This window comes from Paenibacillus sp. MZ03-122A, from assembly GCF_024213325.1.
GTDB classification, from domain to species: Bacteria; Bacillota; Bacilli; order Paenibacillales; family Paenibacillaceae; genus Paenibacillus; species Paenibacillus polymyxa_B.
Window position 1 is genome coordinate 76755 of the sequence record NZ_JANAVI010000017.1, and the last position, 19182, is coordinate 95936.

A 19182-nucleotide genomic window follows, 5' to 3' on the forward strand; every position below is an offset into this window, starting at 1 on the left:
CTTTGTACAGTAAAGCACCGGCGGACTGGCCGGTTGCTGGCGGAATGTAAGTGATATAGTAAAATCCGAATATTTAATAGTAAATATATCATCTTCGTACGTATTTGTACAACAATTACCACTATAATAAGAAAAAAATATCTAAAATCAGGTCAAAAGTCGTACTGCATACACATCTTTACAAAACCCTCTTAATCCATTGTAAATCCGTGGCACTTTGGCTTCCTTCGATACCAGTCCGAACACTGTAGGTCCACTACCTGACATCAGCACACCATCTGCTCCTAAGCGGATCATGGAGCTTTTAAGATGCTCTACCTCTGGATACAGCTTTAGTGTTACATCCTCAAGTACATTCCCCAGCGCGTTGCATACATCGGTAAATGAAGCGTTATGGATCGCATGCTCCATCTGGCGGGCAGACGGGTGGTGCGCAATCTGATCTGCTTTGACACGACCATACACTTCAGCCGTCGATACATTAATCGGCGGCTTCGCAAGGATCACCCAGCATTGTGGCGGATTCGGAAGTGGCTTGAGCAGTTCTCCGCGTCCACTTGCTAAAGCTGTACCCCCTGTAATACAGAAAGGTACATCTGAGCCCAGTTCCGCACCCAGTACCCTTAATTCGGCATCCGAAATACAAAGCTTCCATAGCTTGTTCAGTCCACGCAGCGCTGCGGCAGCATCACTACTTCCACCCGCCAACCCTGCCGCCACCGGGATATGCTTATCCAGATGAATGTGGACGCCCGTAGACACGTTATAACGTTCTTTGATCAGACGAGCAGCCTGAAAAGCCAAGTTCTTTTCATCCAATGGTATGTACCCGGCTTGACTTGAAATAATAATGGTATCACGCGGTAACTCAGACATCGTCAATCGGTCAGACAGATCGACCATGGTCATAATCATTTCGACCTCGTGATAACCATCGTCCCGCTTACGTAGAACATCAAGCATTAAATTGATTTTCGCCGGTGCTTTTTCATATATTTTCAAGGCGTTCACCCACCTTCAACTTTTCCCTCAAGACAGCTTAACATATTATATCAGACTCAGCGTGTCAAGTCATGAGGTTCAAAAAAGCGGAGATGACCCGGTCTAATCCCGGATATCCCCGCTTTTCATCAGCACCACCGATAGCTACGATTTGCGGGAAGCTGCCTGCTCGGCAAGTTGGATAGCCCGCTTGACCATATTGCCCGCATCCTTGGCTTTAATGCCTCCCCAGCCTTCTTCCTTGACCGTGTCGTAAAATCCAAGATCTTTGGCCAGCTCGTACTTTAGCTCCTCCGACATGACACTCCGTCTTCTTCGGCTCATACATACGCCTCCTTCAGCAATGGAATAAGGAAGATCATTCCCGGCTTAGTATGTGCAGAGATGTCATGCTTCATCCTGCTCTGTATATACAAAACGGCCCCGTCATTTGAAATGACGAAGCCGTCGTTAAACCTGCAAAGCTGGTATAAATCACGAAATCAATTAAGGTGTTTCAAAATATTCGACTACACTTGTATGGGAGTCGGGATCATATACGCTGACTTCTACCGACTCGGTAAGAATGTCAGCATAGCTGTAGGAGACACGTTTAAACGTCTGTTGCTCCTGATCCAGCTTGACGATAAAAACAGAAGGGTACGTTTCTTCCAAGACACCAGTTCGTTCGACGGTCTTACGGCGTCCGCCGTTAGCCCGCAGCAAAATTTTTTGCCCTACATGTGCGTCGAGACTGCGTTTGATTTCCAACAGCGTATTTTTAGCCATTGCCTAACGACCACCTCTTTCCTTGTCCATTATAACGAATTTTAGAGGGATTGTCAAATCAAGCTAAATATTATAACAACACGAAAAATAAGTTGTCAATTTAATTTTTTGCGAACAGGAATAATTTATATAAAAAATGACAAAAAGCCTCTGAAAGCAGAGGCTTTTTGCTCAGGTTAGTCCTATTGGCACATTTGAATCCTAGATTGCGGAAGGCGTTACTTTAAGCGTTGATAAATTTTCAAGCTTCGGCAGGCCGATGCGATAGCTTCCCCTAGTTTCAATTCCACCCACTCCGCGACTGCCACTGATTGTCTGGTGAAACAGGTCCCCCATGTTGACCGTATCACGGATCGAAGTAAAGGCCGCCTTGGCAGCCACGTAAACGGGGTCCAGCGCGTGAATCAGGATACGCCCTGGTGAGCTGGCGAAGTTCGCTCCCGCACGTAGCAGCGCCTCAAAATGGGACTGGCACGCTCCCGCTACAATCGTCAGGGAATCCAGATGACGTTCATATTGCCTTGCTACCTGAATTGCCGCCACAAAATTTTGCGAATTTTTATAACTTTTCAAGCTGTACAAATCGTAAGGCTGTGGCTGCTTCAGTACACCGTCATGTCCAGTAATGACTACGATATCCGGGCGGATACGAGGAAGCAGTCGGTACAACGTGTCCGCCATTGCCGATTCGTGAACGTGATGTCCCTCTGCAGGAACACGGAGCTGTTCATATAAACTGAGACATTTTTTCAGATAGCTGGGATCTCCATCCAGGTGAAGAACCTTTCCCGGCATTTCAAAATACGTTGACTCGACCGGATCACTCCAGTCCCCTACCAGAGCTGCCTGACTACGAGCAGCTTGCTGCTGGCGTGCCCGTTGCAACAGATTAAGAGACTCACCAGCCTTAATGTGGGCCTGCTGAGTCTTACCGCTAATCTGGTCTGCAGGCACTCTGACCAGATCGTTCACCGGGGAATCAGCCAGCAGCCGAAATTCTATTCCCTTAATGATCGCTTTATCCCGCTGGATGTCCTCAACACGAAACGTGACATCTCCGCCGTACGATTTCCGAACGACCAAGTCTCCTAAACTCATCACACTGTATCACCCCTCCTATATCGTATGGGTGAATGCACAGTTTGGTTCCAGCTTAGGATATACCTGCCTCCAACAGCACAGCGCTGAGACGCGCAAATTCCTCAATACTTAGCGTTTCTCCTCGACGGGAGGGTTCAATACCAGCTTGTTGCAACAGCGGCTCCAGCGTGTCCCTGTTCTCTTTGGTGAAGAAACGGCTTTTCAAGTTATTGGAAATGGTTTTACGACGCTGAGCAAAAGCAGCATGAACCACTTCAAAGAAGTGCTTCTCATCCACCACTTCCACCGGAGGGGCTTCCCGTACACGCAGCCGGATGACTGCAGACTCCACATTTGGCTGGGGAATAAATACTGTATTCGGCACAATGCAGACTAATTCAGGTTCGCTGTAATATTGCACTGCAATGCTCAGACTGCCGTAATCCTTCGTTCCAGGAGACGCAGCCATGCGCTCAGCCACTTCTTTTTGGATCATAACGACGATATTCTCCAGAGGGAGCTTGTCCTCCAGCAGCCTCATCAGAATCGGTGTAGTAACATAGTACGGCAGATTAGCCACGACACTTACTTTACTCACGTCTGCAAAATCGGCTGCGAACACCTCACGTAAATCCAGCTTCAGCACGTCTCCATGACGTACCTTCACATGCTCGTAAGGGGCCAACACCTCTTCGAGAATTGGCAGCAGCCGCTGGTCAATCTCGACAGCGGTAACTGCCTTAGCCGATTGCGCCAGCTTCTCGGTCAAAGCGCCAATCCCAGGACCGATCTCAAGTGCACCCTTCGTCTCATCCAATCCGGCAGCATTTACAATCTTATTGAGAATATTTTGATCAATCAGGAAATTTTGTCCCAAACTCTTTTTGAACGAAAAACCGTGCCGTTGAATAATTTCCTTCGTACGCCGCGGTGTTGCTATATCTTGAATCCCTGCCATACGGACATCACAATCCTTCACTTTCAATTTGTGCCAGTGCCCCGGCAAATTCCTCGCGGCTGATCTGAAATACAGACAGCCGTTTATGTAGCTGCTTTCCGTTACAATAACCAATACCCAGCACATTCCCTAAGGCCATACGGCGTGCAGCAGCATTGGGATGGGTGATGAGTCCAGCATCAATCAGGTCCGCCCACTCAATCAGCGGGTCGGCGCCTTCCACTGTCGTATGAACCCGTGCAAGAGCGTGTCTGATCGCATCTGGTGAGGCATTCTCCACGCCAATATCTCCTTTACGCGTCGCTTCTGCCTCGGGTATAAAGGCCTGCTTGCAGCCGGGTACCTTGGAAGCGATAATCTTACGGATGCGCTCCCCTGCATGATCGGGATCGGTTAAAATAATGACCCCCCGCCGCTCCTGCGCCAATGCAATTTTACGCAGCGTCATTTTATTAATGGCGGAGCCGCCAGTTTCTATCGTATCCGCTTCAACAGCGCGGCGAATGGCCACCGTATCATCCCGGCCCTCTACCACGATCACTTCCTTGATCATTTGTGTTTCCCTCCACTGCTACACAGCAAGCTATATTTATCTTTCCCTGCTTTTGAAAACAAAATAAGAAGAGGATATCCTCTTCTTAGCATGGCATAACTATGTTGTTAATACTATCGCATTGCCCTCAACATACACAACCTGTTTTAGTTGATTTCAGGCTTTACCGGTCCGATAACATATACGGTTTTACCGTGCTTACGACCAAATTGGTTGGCTCGGCTCAAACTCTCATAATACACATCGATTTTGTGGCCTTTAATCGCGCCACCGGTATCCTCCGCACGACGGAAGCCCACCCCTTCGATATACACCCACCAGCCGATTGGAATTATACTCGGATCGACCGCGATGGTGCGTCCTTCCGTGACACGTGCGCCGGATGCAGTACGTGTACCGATACCTGGCTCCTGTGAGGAATACGCCGTCATGGAGACGTTTTGTAAAACTTTGCTATATTTAAAATTTACGCCTGCTTTACGGACAGCACTGCCCGAACTAACCGTCGTTGCCTTAACCGCATCATTGGGACCGACGGAAGCAGCAAGAACGACCGGTTTTTTCTTCGTTCCTACCGCAATGACCTTATCCACCCGGTTCTGTGCAACTTCCTTGTTAACCAGCTGTTTGGATACCAACTTTCCATCATGATATACCTTTTGAACGTGCTGGACGACCACACCCGATTTGCCGCTTTGAATGACCCGATTATCGCCTTTATAAAGACTCGGATCGGCCGTTTTGATGACCTGATAAGGCACCTGTTTTTTCTGTTCGACCTGCTGTTTCTTCACACGGACGATTTTTATGTCCATGTTAGACGAAACAGAGGCATCCAACGCAGGATAAACTTTATCCGTTGATGATAATTTATAGCCCGAGGTACGAATGGCACCTTCTACTGTATTTTCTGTTGTGTACAGCTTTTTCGTCTCATTGCCTGAAGATACTCTGACTTGATTGGCACGTTTAATGACTACGCGATCGCCATCCTGTATTGCTCCATTTAGCGGCATGGAAACTGTATCATGCGGCTGAAGTGAAATGGAATGCTCGCTCAGCAAATCTTGAAGCATGGATTCCCGGGTTTCTACCGCAGACGCCTTGCCATCGATGACAAAAAAGACTTGTTTTTTAGATTGCGTGTACATCAGAATTGAAATCATAATCGTTAGCGCGATTAGAAAAATAGCAACCAAAGCAGCCTGGCGCACATTCTCTTGCTTCCAACGCAATACGTAAGACATGCTGGATGAGCGTGACTCATGGGTATCCTTTTTTTGGAAAATGCCCATTTCCTCCGTCCTCCTTACATAGCCCGCCGTCTGGAGTAAGACATAGTTGAGATTTGACGTGACTATAACAGATTTTCTACAAGACAAGCCCAAACTACGACTGTCCTGCACCATGTACCCGTCTTCGCGGCATGCTGTCCTCCCCTGTTTAACCACAGTATGATGACAGATTTTCTTTTATTCACAACAAAAAAAGCCAGAGAAAGAGACTAGAGAGCTCTTTCGTGGCTTCCGGCATGTGTGAATATGCGGGAAAACTCATGCACGAGATGGCTTCTCTCTTGTTACGCTTACGGGGTTAGCTGTCGGGTTCGGACGTAGAGAGTCGCCCTAGCTTGGGTCAACCGCTCATGGCGGTCGCCTTCACATTCACCCCGAAGACCCAGAAAGAAATCGAAATACGGCTCCTCCACCTGTTCAATCCCATCCGGGAAAAGAATTTAGGTCGAGCCGGCTGGCGGAAGAGACGTTCCCTTCTTGCACATACGCCGGACGTACTGTAAGCCATATCGGTTCCCCCGTTCCCTGTAAAAGGGACTCAGCGAGACTGGTTCATGAAATGACTTGTTGATGTTTACATTCAAACAACAATTCACTGAAAAGATGATATCCTGTTTCTATGCATGTTGTAAAGCAGGTTTCAAGTACATTTTTTAAAATATTCGGTTAAAATATTGTAATATTCTCGAGTTTCCTGCAACAAATTCATGATTAGCTTCGTCTATCTCTTTATTTTGATCGATTTCTTCACTTTTTCATTGAATGTCAAATCGTTCCAGGGCATTTCGGGTCGTTATTGACACTAATTCCTCCACTGTAATCCCTTTGATTTGGGCTGCAGCCTCTGCTACCAGTCTCACATGTGCAGACTCATTTCGCTTCCCACGATACGGATGAGGTGTCAGATAGGGAGCATCAGTTTCAATGAGCAGACGGTCCAGCGGCACCTGTGCGAGCACCTCTTTTGGCTGCTTGGCATTTTTGAACGTTATTGGACCACCGAAGGAAAGGTGAAATCCCATATCCAGCACCATTTTGGCTGTCTCCCAGCTACCCGAAAAAGAGTGCATGACTCCACCAATCTCACTCGCTTTTTCCTCGCGCAAAATCTTAACAATATCTTCATGTGCATCCCGGTTATGAATAACAATGGGCATCTTGAGCTCACGAGCCAGACCAATTTGGTTTCGAAACACCCGATGCTGCACATCCTTCGGTGATGTATCCCAATAATAATCCAGACCGATCTCCCCGATGGCTACAACCTTCTTATGACTGCATAACGATGCAATCCATTCTAGATCGCCCTCCTGCATTGTAATCGCATCCTGCGGATGCCATCCAACTGCTGCATAAATAAAATCGTACGTCTCGGCCAATTCCATGGTGGATGGAATGGTCTCACGATTAAATCCGATATTGATCATCCGCGTTACTCCTGATTCGACAGCACGTGCTATAACTTCTTCACGATCTTCGTCAAATTGTGGCGCATCCAAGTGAGTATGGGTGTCGAATAAATCCAAGGTTTACATCTCCTTTTTTTACTTACATTTCTATATAGTTGTCTATTCTTTGACAAAATAATTCCTTATTTTGGCAGGTAACCTGTCTTTTACCGCGTTCAATTTATTCTGGGGAAAATACATATGATATTTTCCTCGGTGAATACCACTTATTGAGCGCACAATTTCCGAAACTTCGGATATTTCACTCACCTCGCCCTGACGTCCAAGCAGTAAAATCTGGTTGTCCGTCGAGCCACCCTGCCGAAACACATCATAAGGAAGATCTGTCGGAAAATCAATTTCAAAATCATATTCAGGGTGCAAACCAGCCTCTTTCAAAGCTTCTCGAATACTGTCAATGGTATCTGTATCCATATTTTCAATCTCTACATATTTATACAATCTACGGTCCATAAACCGGCTGCTCAAATCACTTAAAATCTCGTCCTTTTCTCGTTTCCACTGGCTAAATACGGTCTGGATTAATGACTCGTCGAGCATCAGATATTGCTCTACTGTAAGATCTCCTTTCAACAGATCCGGCAACGGGTCCAGCAGAAAGCCAAACTCATATCCGTTTTTAAACAATTCCTTTGCTCGCTTAAAAATTTTACGTAAAAGGATTTCCGAGCTGCGTGTTACAGGATGAAAATAAATTTGCCAATACATCTGGTAGCGTGACATTAAATAATCTTCTACTGCATGCATACCTGATTCCTTCACAACAATTCTCCCATTATGAGGACGCAGCAGTCGTAAAATACGATCCAAATCAATCGTGCCGTAGTTGACGCCTGTCGAGTGAGCATCCCGCAACAAATAATCCATACGATCGGCATCTAGCGGACTGGTTACCAGGTTGACAACAATCGGTTTATCATACGTTTTGGCTATAACCGCAGCCACCTTTTGTGGAAGCTTCTCGTCGACTTGCCGTAGCACGGCGTTGATCTTCGTGTCTCCCAGTACAATGCGGCATGTCCAATCCTCATGGTTCATATGAAAGGCTTCCTCAATTGAATGAGAAAATGGGCCATGCCCCACATCATGCAATAGAGCTGCACACAGAGCAACCAGCCTTTCCTCCTTCGGCCAATCCGGGAAATCTCCACGTTCAAATTGAGAAATAATACTTCTCGTAATCTCATATACGCCCAATGAGTGTGAAAACCGGCTATGCTCCGCTCCATGAAACGTAAGATACGACGTGCCTAACTGCCGTATGCGCCGTAAACGTTGGAACTCCGGCGTGTTGATCAACCGCCATATCACAGTATCCTGAACATGGATGTAATTATGTACCGGGTCTTTAAAAACTTTTTCTTCACTGAGTGGCTGGTGCAAGATATCAGCTCCTTTAATATTCGGAATAATGGATTAAAATACAATAAAATCCTAAATGGTTTCCCTCATTCGACATTCTTTGTCGTAATATGTCGAATTATAGTTTTTCGACATTTCCAAATCGACAAACTGAATAAATCATCAATAAGATAAGGCAATACACACAAGTAAAGCTCTTTAATCTAAATACTTTTGCATAATCAGACTGTTACTACATTTTTAAGGTTGACTGTTTTGGGAATCGTTGGTATAGTAAATATCAGAAAAGAGAAAATTTTGTCGAATCATGACACTTATATTATTTTAAACGGCGAGAGGAGCCTGATTTATTATGATGAAATCCACTGGTATTGTAAGAAAAGTTGACGAGCTCGGACGTGTTGTTATTCCAATCGAATTGCGCCGTACCCTGGGAATCGGAGAGAAAGACGCTTTGGAAATTTATGTTGATGGCGAACGCATCATGCTTAAAAAATACGAGCCAGCTTGTATCTTCTGCGGCAATGCTGAGAACGTAATTTACTTCAAAGGAAAAATTGTTTGCCAAGATTGCATTTCTGAAATCCCAACACCTGTGACAAACTGAGAATTTTAGTATATAATAGACTTATCAGATATTGTTAATTCTAACCTTTTTCATATATACTCCTTGTTGCCTTCCACGGTTTGAACCCAACCGTTGGAAGGCCCTTTTTTGTTTAGGCAGATATTCATAAGAGTGCGTTATAAACATCTCTCTTGGAGATTGAACGATCTGTGGCTGTACGCTTCATTGCATCCTTGCGTGTGAGTCCCTCTGCCTCATAATGTGCGACGTGGGACTCCAAAGATAAAGACTGCCACCATGCCTGACGTTCCTGTTCCTCTTCCTCTTCGTCTTTCCCTTCAACCACCAGGCAATATTCACCAATCGGCGGATTCTCCTCTAGTTTAGCAAGGCATTGCTCCACGGTTCCCCGCACCCATTCCTCATGCAGCTTGGTCAGCTCACGCGCAAGCACCACTTTGCGTGAACCTAATGTTTCCTTCAACACCATCAATGTCTTCACAATACGATGAGGCGATTCATAAAAAATAATTGTGCCGTGAGATACCTGAAACGATAGCAACAGCTTCTCTAGGTCCTTTTTCTCCCGTGGTGGAAAGCCAGCGAAGGTGAACCTTTCTGTATCCAGTCCTGAGGCAATTAAAGCCGATAGTGCCGCATTTGCTCCTGGGATAGGAATGACGCTAATTTCCGCTTCCAGTGCCAGTTTGACCAGATCCGAACCAGGGTCAGAAATGGCTGGTAGACCTGCATCGCTAACCAGTGCCAAATTTTTTCCTTCTATTATATAACGTATCAGTTCAGGCCCACTAGCAGCCTTATTATGTTCATGATAACTGAAGAGCATATCCGGTGTAATTTCGAAATGAGTGAGCAGTTTGCGTGTCTGCCGTGTATCTTCAGCAGCGATAATACTACATGATTTTAAGGTGTTAATCGCCCTAAAGGTCATATCGTCCAGATTTCCAATAGGTGTCGCAACAAGATACAACTTTCCCCGTTCTTCTTCGCTGGTACTAAAGCTTTTTTGTACAGCTGCTTTCACACAGAATCCCCCTTGCTTACTTCTCCATAGATATCTCTTATTTCCTGAGTATAATTCCCATTTTCCTGATATACAATGAGCGGAGGCAACAAACGAACCTCCGGTTTGCCGTCACGTAATGCTTCAACCAGGACCATATTGGCTTCCATATGAACTCGTGGGTGAACAAAACGTATTCGTTTGGGTTCCAAACTATGTTTACGCATCAAGGTTATAATCTCACCCAGCCGCTGCGGGCGATGAACCATAGATACCTTTCCCCCATTACGGACAAGCCGGGTGGATGCCTGAATGACTTCTTCGAGTGTGCAGTTCACTTCATGACGGGCAATTGCCTGGTGAGGATTCAGCTTGATATCGCTACCATTTAGCGGCATATAGGGGGGATTCACGGTAATCGCATCATAAACACCATGTCCCGTGATGTGAACCAGCTCACGTAGGTCCCCTTCCCGAATCTGAATTGCTGCTTCTAATCCATTCAAGCTGACACTCCGTCTAGCCATATCTGCCAAGCGTGGTTGAATCTCAATTCCTTCAATAGACGCCTTTGTTCGTGTCGTTAGCAACAGCGGGACAACCCCATTGCCAGTACACAGATCCAGAATCTTCCCACGCTGTGGAATACCGGCAAAACGTGCCAGCAAGACCGCGTCCATCGAGAAGCTGAATACTTCATCACTTTGGATTATACGCAAATTATGTGAAAGCAGATCATCAATTCGTTCCGACTTCTTTTCATTTTCGTACATAATGCTCTCCCATCTTTTATAACCAAAATCGCTTTTCACTCATACTTCCTTACAAAAAAGCCGTAGGCATCTTCCTCCTACGGCTTGTTTTTATTTATTCAAAAATGACAGACAGAAGAGGCAATCGCCTTCCGTTCGCAAATGTCCGTAATACACGTTGCATATATGAAATCCTTCATGATACAGCCTCGCTAGATTGTCGTAGCCTTCGCCCACGACCTCACCCGTTTGCCCTTCATCCTTAATGACGATCGGAGGAGGAAGCTTCGGCTTGTTTGCCGTCTTTTCTTCTCCAGAGGTTTCACGTTTGAGCATCTTGCGCACCTGTTCGTTTTCAATCGTTAGTCGTTGATTTTCCTCCAGCAGCTCTTTTACTGCCAGTTTCAATTCACCCAGATCGCTATGCAACTGTCCCATTTGGGTTTCCATTTCGTGAATACGCGCAAAAACATTTAATTTATCCAAGTTTCCACCCCGAAGCAACCTAATGGTTTACTTGACGACTACATCGTCCATTGGAAGTTCCTTGACCTTACTGATCTCAAACAGTTGAACATGCACCGTGCGATGACCTGCATTCACACCTACGACTTTACCTTCTCCCAAAGAGGTGATAACCATCTTACCCACCTGAGGTAGCTCTTCTCGCATGCTTTCGTAGTTATCATGTTCAAACTTGAGACAGCACATCAATCTCCCGCACAACCCGGAAATCTTCGTCGGATTCAGCGACAAACTCTGATCCTTCGCCATCTTAATAGATACCGGCTCAAAATCCCCCAGCCATGAGGAGCAACACAGAATACGTCCACAAGGTCCGATTCCGCCAAGCATTTTAGCCTCATCCCGTACGCCGATCTGCCGCAGCTCGATCCGTGTACGAAAAATACTGGCCAAGTCCTTTACAAGCTCTCGAAAATCCACCCGACCCTCTGCCGTAAAATAAAAAATGATCTTATTCCGGTCAAATGTAAATTCTACATCTACCAGCTTCATTTTAAGGCCATGGTCTTTAATTTTATTTAAACACGTGCCGAATGCATCCTTGGCCGCCAATTTATTCTCTTCTACAACGAGAGCGTCATCATCCCCAGCAATACGAATGACTTTTTTTAAGGGCAGGACAACATCCGAATCATTTACCTCTTTTTTGCCCACTACAACCTTGCCATATTCAATACCGCGCGCGGTCTCTACAATGACGCAGTTTTCTTTCTCCACTGGAAGATCCAACGGATCAAAATAATAAGTCTTGCCCGCCTTCTTGAAACGGACACCCACTACACTATACAAAAATTAACCCCCTTGTATGCCACTAAACCTCATTTGAAGCCGACATTGTACGAATGGCCGCAATTGAAGTCTCACTGTCGCACAAACCGGGAACCTGGCGTCGCGGATTGTGCAGAGTGGAACAAGCGCGCCTTCCTGTTAGCCGGTGATAGAACCGCTTGTATCGGACAACCCAATCAGAAGCTGCTCCACGCATAATTGCCCGTTGACGTGAAAACGGAGCTTCTTCCTGCAATTCGCGGCCAAATCCATATAAGAGACCCATTGTTCCGTGCTGCGGGTGATTGCCAATTTGGAGACGGACTCCAAATGATCTATGAAAACAATGCTTTCGTGCCTTCCGTAACGGAAATGAAGCATATCCTTAAACCACAAATGAAACAGATGAAACAGAATATCCAGGTGTTCAGAAAGTCCAGTTTTAAAAATCTTCTGTTGAGCCAGAATAATAGACGAGCTCCCCCGACTCATGGACTCCTTCACTAATTGTAACACTACGTTTCTAATTTCTGCAAACCAATTCTGCTGGAGAATTTCTCTACATGATTCCAGTCCTGAAGCAATATGAACGACCGACCGGACAATCCCTGCCGTATAGCCTTCCCCAATTAATGCCTGCATCATCACCTCCGGCTGTAAAGCATGGAAAGGAACCTGCTGCGTCCGTGATTGAATCGTAGGCAGCAACGCCTGTCCATTTTCAGAAATGAGTATGCCGACCACTGGAATCTGGGGCTCCTCCAGAAATTTAAGTAGGCTATTAGCAGCTTGCACTGTCATGGTATCCGCCTGCCGAATGATATATACCTTCGGATTGGAGCTTTCAGATTTGTAAGAAAATATACGTTGAAGCCCACGAATCTGATCAATTTTAATCGTAGCTCCATCGGGCTCTACAATATGCAAATCTGGATGATTCCCGTGCTCTACCTTGCGGCATGACAAACACTCCCCGCATGCATCATCCGTCTGTCGCTCACAAAATAAAGCCTTAGCAAAGATCTGCGCCATGTTCATCTGCCCGCTTCCCGGCGGCCCGCTAAAAACATAGGCATGGTTGACCGTATGATTCCGTAGTGCACTTTGCAGCATTTTTTTGGCTACATCCTGGCCCATTATATGTTGAAAAGACATATTTCCTCACTTTCTCCACTGAAAACAACTGTGATCCCTCAACAAATCGTTGTTCTTCCGGGCATGTACATAGTCAAAAATAATCTGCCAGCATGATCAGCAAGCAGATTATTTCTTCGTGGCAACAGCCCGTCTGTATTCATTTATAACATAAGTCTGCATTAAAATGAGAGATTAATTAGCAATCCTCTGATCTCACCGACCCCTTGCAAAAGCTCAATCTTGCCTTGCTCGGTTTCGAGCAGCTCATCCGCCATTTTGAGCAACAGCTCATCCACTTCATCAATCAGCTTATAACGTTTGCTGCGTCCCCGGCGATCCCAGCCCTTCGTGTCCTTCATGGACACGCCTCGCCGAACGGTATCTTCCAAAAACCGTTTAACCAGCATCTTATAGGCCTTCAGCTCACGAATCGTCATTGAACGTGCAAGACGATCTCCCTGCATTTGTATTTCCTTAAAGCGCCGATTCAATTCCTCCTGCGAAGCTTGCTCCCCATTTTGCTGCATAACGTCGGAGAAGCTCTTGGGCTGAATTGGCTTTGCACTCATTTCATTTGTAGACAATGTACTTTGTAAAGGGCGATAGCCCGGATTTATTTTCATATAAACCTGCTTTCTCCCCGGATGCTTCCACTTTCCCCCTTCATGAACAGTTCAATCTAGAACCCAGGGTTTCTTCGGCTTTCCGGGAACTGCGCTGTAGCGCTGCCGTTTTAGTGGATCTGCCCTCACTCTCATCAACTCATCATGTGAGAAGATACAGGCGATTCCCCTATCATATCGGCAGAATAGGCGCTATTGTGTAGATTCAGAAATGCTCGAAACGGTCTACAGGCATCACGAATACCGTCGCTCCACCCACCTGGACTTCAACAGGCAACGGTAAATAGGAATCCGTCGTCCCGCTCATAGGGGTAACGGGTGTGACCAGCTGTTCACGAACCTTGCAACTGCTGCGAATGACGTTCATTAATGAGTCCACCTGATTGTCATCAACACCGATCATAAATGTCGTATTACCAGCACGCAGAAATCCTCCTGTGCTCGCCAATTTAGTAGCACGGAAATTAGCTTTCACCAGTCCGCTGGATAATCTGTTACTGTCCTTATCCTGTACAATCGCAATAATCAGCTTCATCCTGTATTCCTCCTTCAAGTCATATTAGAGACAACCTTGTCCCTAGCTCAATTTTACCGTATATCCTTCGACAATTATATGCTAAAATTCTGAACAAACCGCTTTTTCAGCAAATCCTTCAATACTTGCTCCACCTGCTCTGGCGCCGGAGATGCATCAACAATTGTAATTCGCTCTGGAAATTTGCGAGCCAACTCCAAATATGCCTCTCGCACCTTATGGTGAAACGATATACTCTCCATGTCGAGGCGGTCCATTTCTGCTCCTCGTGACGCATTAATTCTTGCCAATCCCAATTCGGGCTCAATATCCAGATAAAATGTGGCATCCGGCTCCCAATCATCCACCGCGAAGCGATTAATTGAAGCTACCTCTTCAATTCCGATCCCTCTTGCAAATCCTTGATAGACCAAGCTACTATCCACAAAACGATCACATAATACGATAGCTCCATGTTCAATAGCCGGCTTTACCTTCTCCACCAAATGCTGGCGCCGCGCCGCCGCGTATAAAAGCGCCTCTGTTCGAGCATCCATACTGGTATGAGCAGGGTCCAAAATGATAGAACGAATCTTTTCGGAAATTTCGATGCCACCCGGCTCCCTCGTCGTGATGACTGGATAGCCTTCTTCCTCCATAAACTTCGCCAGCCGTTGAATCATAGTTGTTTTACCGGAGCCGTCTCCCCCCTCCAGTGTGATAAAAATGCCTTTCCGATTCATGTTATTCCCTGCTTTCCTGCCTGAAAAATAAAAGTCACCCATAGGCTACGTATGCTTCTTTTATTCAGTCTTCTGTATTTGTTAAGTCTCTAGTATCTAATCTTTATTGTAAACGGAATACCCGAATTGTAAGCATATTTTCATCTGCTACCCCGTGCCACTTGGCTCCCAGCTCACGTAGACGACTCATCCGCAATGCAATCGCTTCTGTAATCGTCTCTCCTGCATATAGCAGTGGAATACCTGGAGGATACGGGATAATCATTTCAGCCGCTACCCTGCCAGCGGATTCGTCTACAGGCACGGTCTCCATCTGATTCGGGCTAATCGGCCGAAGCCCAAACGGCACCGGACTAGAGTATCCCTTCATTCTATCATTGTTCCACGTGGAAAAATCTAATTCGAATCTTTGCTGCTCTTTTTCCGTTGCCCCCGGCTCACCAGCCGTCTCCTTAAATCTTATATCATTATCTATATGCACAAGAGCCTGCAACAGGTGACTCGCATCCTTAGCCGTAGAGCCTAACGTAAACAATAAAACAACATGTTTTTCGTCGCTCATCTCTGGAACACATCCGTAAGTCTCCAACTCATGCTTGAGTCCAAACCCATCCAGTATACCCCATGTATCATACAGCACCAATTTAAAAGGATCCTGGGCTGAATATCCGCTTATTCCCTCATCAGCCCTTTCTAGGACCTCAGAGATTCCCCTGTGAGCGTATTCTCCATCTAGTGCCTGCTGTGTAGGTTCTAGCAAGCGAAAGCGAGGGAGGTGCTCCAGGCCCTTTCTAAAAGCATCTGCCGCCGCTAAGCCCACTGTAAAAGCATCTGTTCCATACGCCTCTATATACCATCTTGCCAAATCCAGTGAAGCCATTAACGGATAAGAAGGGCTAGAGCTTTGCACCATCGCCAAACGCTGACGAAGCAGTTCCCGATGGATTCTCTCTCCCTGCACATGTAACATAGCCCCCATGGTCATGGCTGGAAGCATTTTATGTGTCGACTGGACGACTACATCAGCCCCGCAGGATAGCGCAGAGGCTGGCAAACGAGGATGCAGCCCATAATGGGCACCGTGTGCCTCATCTATCAATAGCGGCACATGGGCTGCATGACAGGCCTTAGCCGTTGCCTTCAGGTCATGCCCCATCCCATAGTAATTAGGTAGTGTAAGTAACACCCCTTTAGCCGAAGGATAGGACTTCAGTGCAGCTTTTATTGTATCCGTCGTTGGGGCAACTGCCAGCCCGCTTCGTGTATCTATTTCCGGATCTAGGAATACCGCATTAGCCCCTGACAGCATGAGACCGTTCAGGACAGACTTGTGTACATTTCTCTGTACCAGCAGTAGATCTCCCGGCTCCGTACATACAGTTAAAATCATAGCCAAATTACCGACCGTGCTTCCTCCAATTAACCAAAAGCTCTCTTCAGCACCAAAGCACTTTGCAGCCAGCTCTTGCCCTTCACGAATCACATCTTCTGGGTGATGCAAATCATCCAGTCCAGTAATTTCTGTCGCATCAATAGACATCACTTCTTGCAACAGAGATGCAATATTTTCATGCTCATATACTTGTCCATTTTTATGACCGGGTACATGGAAAGAAGCATTGCCCTGAGTCCGGTAACGTATTAGAGCTTCCATTAATGGTGCATGTACCGCCTTTTTCCCCATCATTCTGCAATCCTTCCAAACAAAGCTTTATATCTACCTTATTTTATCGTAAAATCAAGCGGAATCCTACTTTTACTCACAGAAAAAAAGGCCCGTATCGACAGACCTTAGAATGCCAATCCTTCAAAGACTAATTAGCAAAGGATATTATGCATTTTTCTGTACCCAGATTTGCTTTAGTTGATCAATAAAAAAATGATATTTGGCATCAGTTGCATCCGTGTGCACCATTTCAGCTTCACACGTATCACAGATAAACTCGGAAACGATAAAAATGCCTTCATGCTTGTGCTGCCCGCATATAATACAGCGGTGGCCGCCTTGATCATGCATATCCATCCCACCTTGTTTCTTTTACTATTAGTATGGGGCACTTTCTACTATTTTAAACCTTTTCATAGCCCAGTTTGACGATATATTCTATATATATTCCATCTGGGCCATTATGGTGTTTGTACCCCGTATGTTTAAAAAACAGCCGTCTATGCCGATATAATAAGAAAAGCTCTTATGTATGGATACCCTTTCATCGGAGCCCTTGAACACTTCATCAGTGATAGCCTTTCCAGTAATTATAGAGTAGGCTAGCTAACACTGGATGTCGATCATTCTGTATTTCAACAAAAACGATTAAATGCTTATTTAAAGCGGCATGAGCGAAGTACCGTCCCTTTTTCCGGCTGTGGACGGGAAGCCACTTGTGATGCAGTAGATTAATGAAAGGACTGTTCGCATGACAGAGGAAACCGGAACCAAAGCTACCTACTATCACTACAAGCTCATTAAAAAAATCAGTATACCGCGTCAACTAATATGGAGTCATATCACACTGCCTGTTATTATGCTTCTCTTTCTACTTCTTGCCTTTTCCTGGACTAGCGTGTTTTTGTTTGCTCTTGCCTTTTTCCTAACCTTATGGGTACACTTCGTAATCTCACGATCTGTCCTATACATCGGTGGCGGAACATCCTTCCGCAAACGCTGGGCATTCCACCGTAAATTACCTTGGCTAGGCTATATGACAGACCAGTACATAGGCTATAGCATCTTTCGTCGTGTGCACATACATACCCTCTGGATCGGTATCTGCTTATCAGCCGTATTCATTCTCTGGTCTCCACCAGCCTTTACTGTATCCTTACTCTTCTGGCATCTATGGCTTATTGCACCGCGTCTATACATCCTCAGTCGGCTTACAGGCGAGAGAAAAGACGGCATGTTGAAGTTTACCGATGAAGATGCCTCATATTATCAACAGTAAATTTAACCACTAATTATCCGTACAGATAGAAAACTCAGGTCTGAACTAACCTATCAACAATCTAGACTGAAGCCATAAAAAAGGAGCAACCTCAAACGGTTACTCCTTTTTTTATGGCTTAACAATTAAAATCGCTTTATTCTCTTATCAAGTAACTTTTCCTCATCCTTATCCACGTTATTCATGTAGAGCATTTGATCAACATGCAAATATATAAAAGGAAGCCACTCCCTACTCAACGGCAGTTCTGAGTGCTTCCCCATATCCGATCTCTTCATTCATCATGATACACTGCATACAATATGCTGAGTTTACTATAAATATGATCTACAATAAATCCTATGCTACTTACTCGGTTGAAAACCGTGTCCCTAATTAAGATCCACGCTTTTGCTCTTCACAACAGCCTTTCTGTCTTTTGGAACCAATACAGTAAAAGAACCATCATGCACAGACAAATGCACCATATGCTTATTTTTCTGAAACACCTTCTGATTCGAGGTGGATAAATTCGGTTCCTCAGTCCAGCCCCAAGCTGCAATCTCCTCTAGATAAGGAGCAGGTAGACTATCACTTTCCTTCAACGCTGGCAGTGCATAGCGAACATAGTCCATGTCCGAATTACTGCTGGCCCGATCGGTTTTACTAGCTTCTTTAGGAACCGGAAACGTCTTCTCGTTGGCAGCACCCTCAAACGATGTCCAAGAAGGCTCCTCTTCCACGCACCCGGTAAGAATCGCGACAGCGACACTGAATAGCACCAATAGAGCAAGCCATTTATTTCGCCGCATGATCTTCCCTCCTTACCAGCCTGATTGACTATACAAAATCCTATGATGGAGTTTGCATAATTCTGCAATAATGCAGCGTGTGTGTATGGGATTCAATACCTATATTATACAGGGTTTACTCCTACATTCCGTAACAAAAATGTTACCTTCCTTTTGTAAGGATATTTCTAAAATATACGTATATGCAAAAAAAAGATCATAATCTCAACGAGATCATGATCCTTTTTACTTGTTGCTTGGCGACGTCCTACTCTCCCAGGACCCTGCGGTCCAAGTACCATCGGCGCTGGAGGGCTTAACGGTCG

The 19182-nt window shown here is 45.6% G+C and carries 22 protein-coding genes and 1 riboswitch; of the genes, 2 read left to right on the forward strand and 20 right to left on the reverse strand.

What is annotated here, in order from left to right:
• Positions 1–147: 147 nt before the first annotated feature.
• The 9 genes from ispE to NLX74_RS23075 all read right to left on the reverse strand — a co-directional run bounded on the left by ispE (position 148) and on the right by NLX74_RS23075 (position 8508).
• Positions 148–1002 (reverse strand): 4-(cytidine 5'-diphospho)-2-C-methyl-D-erythritol kinase, encoded by an 855-nt coding sequence (ispE, locus tag NLX74_RS23035; protein WP_235306842.1) that lies wholly within the window; start codon positions 1000–1002, stop codon positions 148–150.
• Between the two features lie 144 nt (positions 1003–1146).
• Positions 1147–1326 (reverse strand): small, acid-soluble spore protein, alpha/beta type, encoded by a 180-nt coding sequence (locus NLX74_RS23040; RefSeq protein ID WP_007428013.1) that lies wholly within the window; start codon positions 1324–1326, stop codon positions 1147–1149.
• A gap of 162 nt (positions 1327–1488) precedes the next feature.
• Positions 1489–1770: a biofilm formation stimulator Veg gene (gene veg, locus NLX74_RS23045; protein ID WP_013308120.1), complete on the reverse strand. Its 282-nt coding sequence runs from the start codon at positions 1768–1770 to the stop codon at positions 1489–1491.
• Positions 1771–1971: 201 nt separating this feature from the next.
• On the reverse strand, positions 1972–2868 hold the full coding sequence (yabG, locus tag NLX74_RS23050) for a sporulation peptidase YabG (protein ID WP_061831846.1): 897 nt from the start codon (positions 2866–2868) through the stop codon (positions 1972–1974).
• Positions 2869–2923: 55 nt separating this feature from the next.
• Complete coding sequence (rsmA, locus tag NLX74_RS23055) at positions 2924–3808, reverse strand: 16S rRNA (adenine(1518)-N(6)/adenine(1519)-N(6))-dimethyltransferase RsmA (RefSeq protein WP_254330482.1); 885 nt, start codon at positions 3806–3808, stop codon at positions 2924–2926.
• A gap of 7 nt (positions 3809–3815) precedes the next feature.
• On the reverse strand, positions 3816–4361 hold the full coding sequence (gene rnmV / locus NLX74_RS23060; protein ID WP_235306840.1) for a ribonuclease M5: 546 nt from the start codon (positions 4359–4361) through the stop codon (positions 3816–3818).
• A 146-nt stretch (positions 4362–4507) separates the two neighbouring features.
• The gene (locus NLX74_RS23065) at positions 4508–5656 is read right to left on the reverse strand and encodes a resuscitation-promoting factor (protein WP_254330484.1); all 1149 of its coding nucleotides are present in this window, start codon (positions 5654–5656) and stop codon (positions 4508–4510) included.
• 271 nt (positions 5657–5927) lie between these two features.
• A riboswitch (cyclic di-AMP (ydaO/yuaA leader) is annotated at positions 5928–6210 on the reverse strand.
• A gap of 201 nt (positions 6211–6411) precedes the next feature.
• Entirely contained in the window at positions 6412–7182 is a 771-nt protein-coding gene (locus NLX74_RS23070; protein WP_254330486.1) for a TatD family hydrolase, read from the reverse strand.
• Positions 7183–7224: 42 nt separating this feature from the next.
• The gene (locus tag NLX74_RS23075) at positions 7225–8508 is read right to left on the reverse strand and encodes an HD domain-containing protein (protein WP_254330487.1); all 1284 of its coding nucleotides are present in this window, start codon (positions 8506–8508) and stop codon (positions 7225–7227) included.
• A gap of 331 nt (positions 8509–8839) precedes the next feature.
• On the opposite strand from NLX74_RS23075, the gene NLX74_RS23080 reads away from it, so the two are divergent.
• The gene (locus tag NLX74_RS23080) at positions 8840–9094 is read left to right on the forward strand and encodes an AbrB/MazE/SpoVT family DNA-binding domain-containing protein (RefSeq protein ID WP_007428005.1); all 255 of its coding nucleotides are present in this window, start codon (positions 8840–8842) and stop codon (positions 9092–9094) included.
• 124 nt (positions 9095–9218) lie between these two features.
• Here the strand turns inward: NLX74_RS23080 and rsmI are convergent, their stop codons facing one another.
• The 10 genes from rsmI to NLX74_RS23130 form a co-directional block, all read right to left on the reverse strand.
• Positions 9219–10100 (reverse strand): 16S rRNA (cytidine(1402)-2'-O)-methyltransferase, encoded by an 882-nt coding sequence (gene rsmI, locus NLX74_RS23085; protein WP_053324314.1) that lies wholly within the window; start codon positions 10098–10100, stop codon positions 9219–9221.
• Complete coding sequence (locus NLX74_RS23090; RefSeq protein WP_025722559.1) at positions 10097–10852, reverse strand: tRNA1(Val) (adenine(37)-N6)-methyltransferase; 756 nt, start codon at positions 10850–10852, stop codon at positions 10097–10099. The genes rsmI and NLX74_RS23090 overlap by 4 nt, the downstream gene beginning before the upstream one ends.
• A 90-nt stretch (positions 10853–10942) precedes the next feature.
• Entirely contained in the window at positions 10943–11317 is a 375-nt protein-coding gene (yabA, locus tag NLX74_RS23095) for a DNA replication initiation control protein YabA (protein ID WP_025722558.1), read from the reverse strand.
• Between the two features lie 27 nt (positions 11318–11344).
• A complete protein-coding gene (locus tag NLX74_RS23100; RefSeq protein ID WP_013308110.1) occupies positions 11345–12145 on the reverse strand; it encodes a PSP1 domain-containing protein in 801 nt (266 codons plus the stop codon).
• Positions 12146–12283: 138 nt separating this feature from the next.
• Complete coding sequence (gene holB / locus NLX74_RS23105) at positions 12284–13279, reverse strand: DNA polymerase III subunit delta' (protein ID WP_254330489.1); 996 nt, start codon at positions 13277–13279, stop codon at positions 12284–12286.
• A 161-nt stretch (positions 13280–13440) separates the two neighbouring features.
• Positions 13441–13884 carry a YaaR family protein gene (locus tag NLX74_RS23110; protein WP_013308108.1) on the reverse strand — a complete coding sequence of 148 codons (444 nt, stop codon included), beginning with the start codon at positions 13882–13884 and terminating at the stop codon, positions 13441–13443.
• 205 nt (positions 13885–14089) lie between these two features.
• Positions 14090–14419 (reverse strand): cyclic-di-AMP receptor, encoded by a 330-nt coding sequence (locus NLX74_RS23115; RefSeq protein ID WP_007427998.1) that lies wholly within the window; start codon positions 14417–14419, stop codon positions 14090–14092.
• 74 nt (positions 14420–14493) lie between these two features.
• Complete coding sequence (tmk, locus tag NLX74_RS23120) at positions 14494–15141, reverse strand: dTMP kinase (protein ID WP_254330495.1); 648 nt, start codon at positions 15139–15141, stop codon at positions 14494–14496.
• Positions 15142–15244: 103 nt separating this feature from the next.
• Positions 15245–16828 carry an aminotransferase class I/II-fold pyridoxal phosphate-dependent enzyme gene (locus NLX74_RS23125; RefSeq protein ID WP_254330498.1) on the reverse strand — a complete coding sequence of 528 codons (1584 nt, stop codon included), beginning with the start codon at positions 16826–16828 and terminating at the stop codon, positions 15245–15247.
• Positions 16829–16972: 144 nt separating this feature from the next.
• Positions 16973–17158 (reverse strand): sigma factor G inhibitor Gin, encoded by a 186-nt coding sequence (locus NLX74_RS23130; protein ID WP_023986422.1) that lies wholly within the window; start codon positions 17156–17158, stop codon positions 16973–16975.
• 400 nt (positions 17159–17558) lie between these two features.
• Between NLX74_RS23130 and NLX74_RS23135 the strand changes: the two genes are divergently transcribed.
• Positions 17559–18086: a hypothetical protein gene (locus NLX74_RS23135; protein ID WP_061831832.1), complete on the forward strand. Its 528-nt coding sequence runs from the start codon at positions 17559–17561 to the stop codon at positions 18084–18086.
• A gap of 371 nt (positions 18087–18457) precedes the next feature.
• Here NLX74_RS23135 and NLX74_RS23140 read toward each other — a convergent pair whose 3' ends face one another.
• Positions 18458–18877, reverse strand: coding sequence for a hypothetical protein (locus tag NLX74_RS23140; protein WP_013308104.1), 420 nt, complete (start codon positions 18875–18877; stop codon positions 18458–18460).
• Between the last annotated feature and the right edge of the window lie 305 nt (positions 18878–19182).

What these genes read in the sequence shown, in the direction of transcription:
- rnmV (WP_235306840.1), bottom strand. Translation starts at nt 4,361, where the DNA reads ATGATCAAGGAAGTGATCGTGGTAGAGGGCCGGGATGATACGGTGGCC.
- NLX74_RS23065 (WP_254330484.1), bottom strand. Translation starts at nt 5,656, where the DNA reads ATGGGCATTTTCCAAAAAAAGGATACCCATGAGTCACGCTCATCCAGC.
- tmk (WP_254330495.1), bottom strand. Translation starts at nt 15,141, where the DNA reads ATGAATCGGAAAGGCATTTTTATCACACTGGAGGGGGGAGACGGCTCC.
- NLX74_RS23135 (WP_061831832.1), top strand. Translation starts at nt 17,559, where the DNA reads ATGACAGAGGAAACCGGAACCAAAGCTACCTACTATCACTACAAGCTC.
- NLX74_RS23110 (WP_013308108.1), bottom strand. Translation starts at nt 13,884, where the DNA reads ATGAAAATAAATCCGGGCTATCGCCCTTTACAAAGTACATTGTCTACA.
- NLX74_RS23090 (WP_025722559.1), bottom strand. Translation starts at nt 10,852, where the DNA reads ATGTACGAAAATGAAAAGAAGTCGGAACGAATTGATGATCTGCTTTCA.
- NLX74_RS23040 (WP_007428013.1), bottom strand. Translation starts at nt 1,326, where the DNA reads ATGAGCCGAAGAAGACGGAGTGTCATGTCGGAGGAGCTAAAGTACGAG.
- NLX74_RS23125 (WP_254330498.1), bottom strand. Translation starts at nt 16,828, where the DNA reads ATGATGGGGAAAAAGGCGGTACATGCACCATTAATGGAAGCTCTAATA.
- NLX74_RS23115 (WP_007427998.1), bottom strand. Translation starts at nt 14,419, where the DNA reads ATGAAGCTGATTATTGCGATTGTACAGGATAAGGACAGTAACAGATTA.
- NLX74_RS23140 (WP_013308104.1), bottom strand. Translation starts at nt 18,877, where the DNA reads ATGCGGCGAAATAAATGGCTTGCTCTATTGGTGCTATTCAGTGTCGCT.
- NLX74_RS23080 (WP_007428005.1), top strand. Translation starts at nt 8,840, where the DNA reads ATGATGAAATCCACTGGTATTGTAAGAAAAGTTGACGAGCTCGGACGT.
- yabG (WP_061831846.1), bottom strand. Translation starts at nt 2,868, where the DNA reads ATGAGTTTAGGAGACTTGGTCGTTCGGAAATCGTACGGCGGAGATGTC.
- rsmA (WP_254330482.1), bottom strand. Translation starts at nt 3,808, where the DNA reads ATGGCAGGGATTCAAGATATAGCAACACCGCGGCGTACGAAGGAAATT.
- holB (WP_254330489.1), bottom strand. Translation starts at nt 13,279, where the DNA reads ATGTCTTTTCAACATATAATGGGCCAGGATGTAGCCAAAAAAATGCTG.
- NLX74_RS23130 (WP_023986422.1), bottom strand. Translation starts at nt 17,158, where the DNA reads ATGCATGATCAAGGCGGCCACCGCTGTATTATATGCGGGCAGCACAAG.
- veg (WP_013308120.1), bottom strand. Translation starts at nt 1,770, where the DNA reads ATGGCTAAAAATACGCTGTTGGAAATCAAACGCAGTCTCGACGCACAT.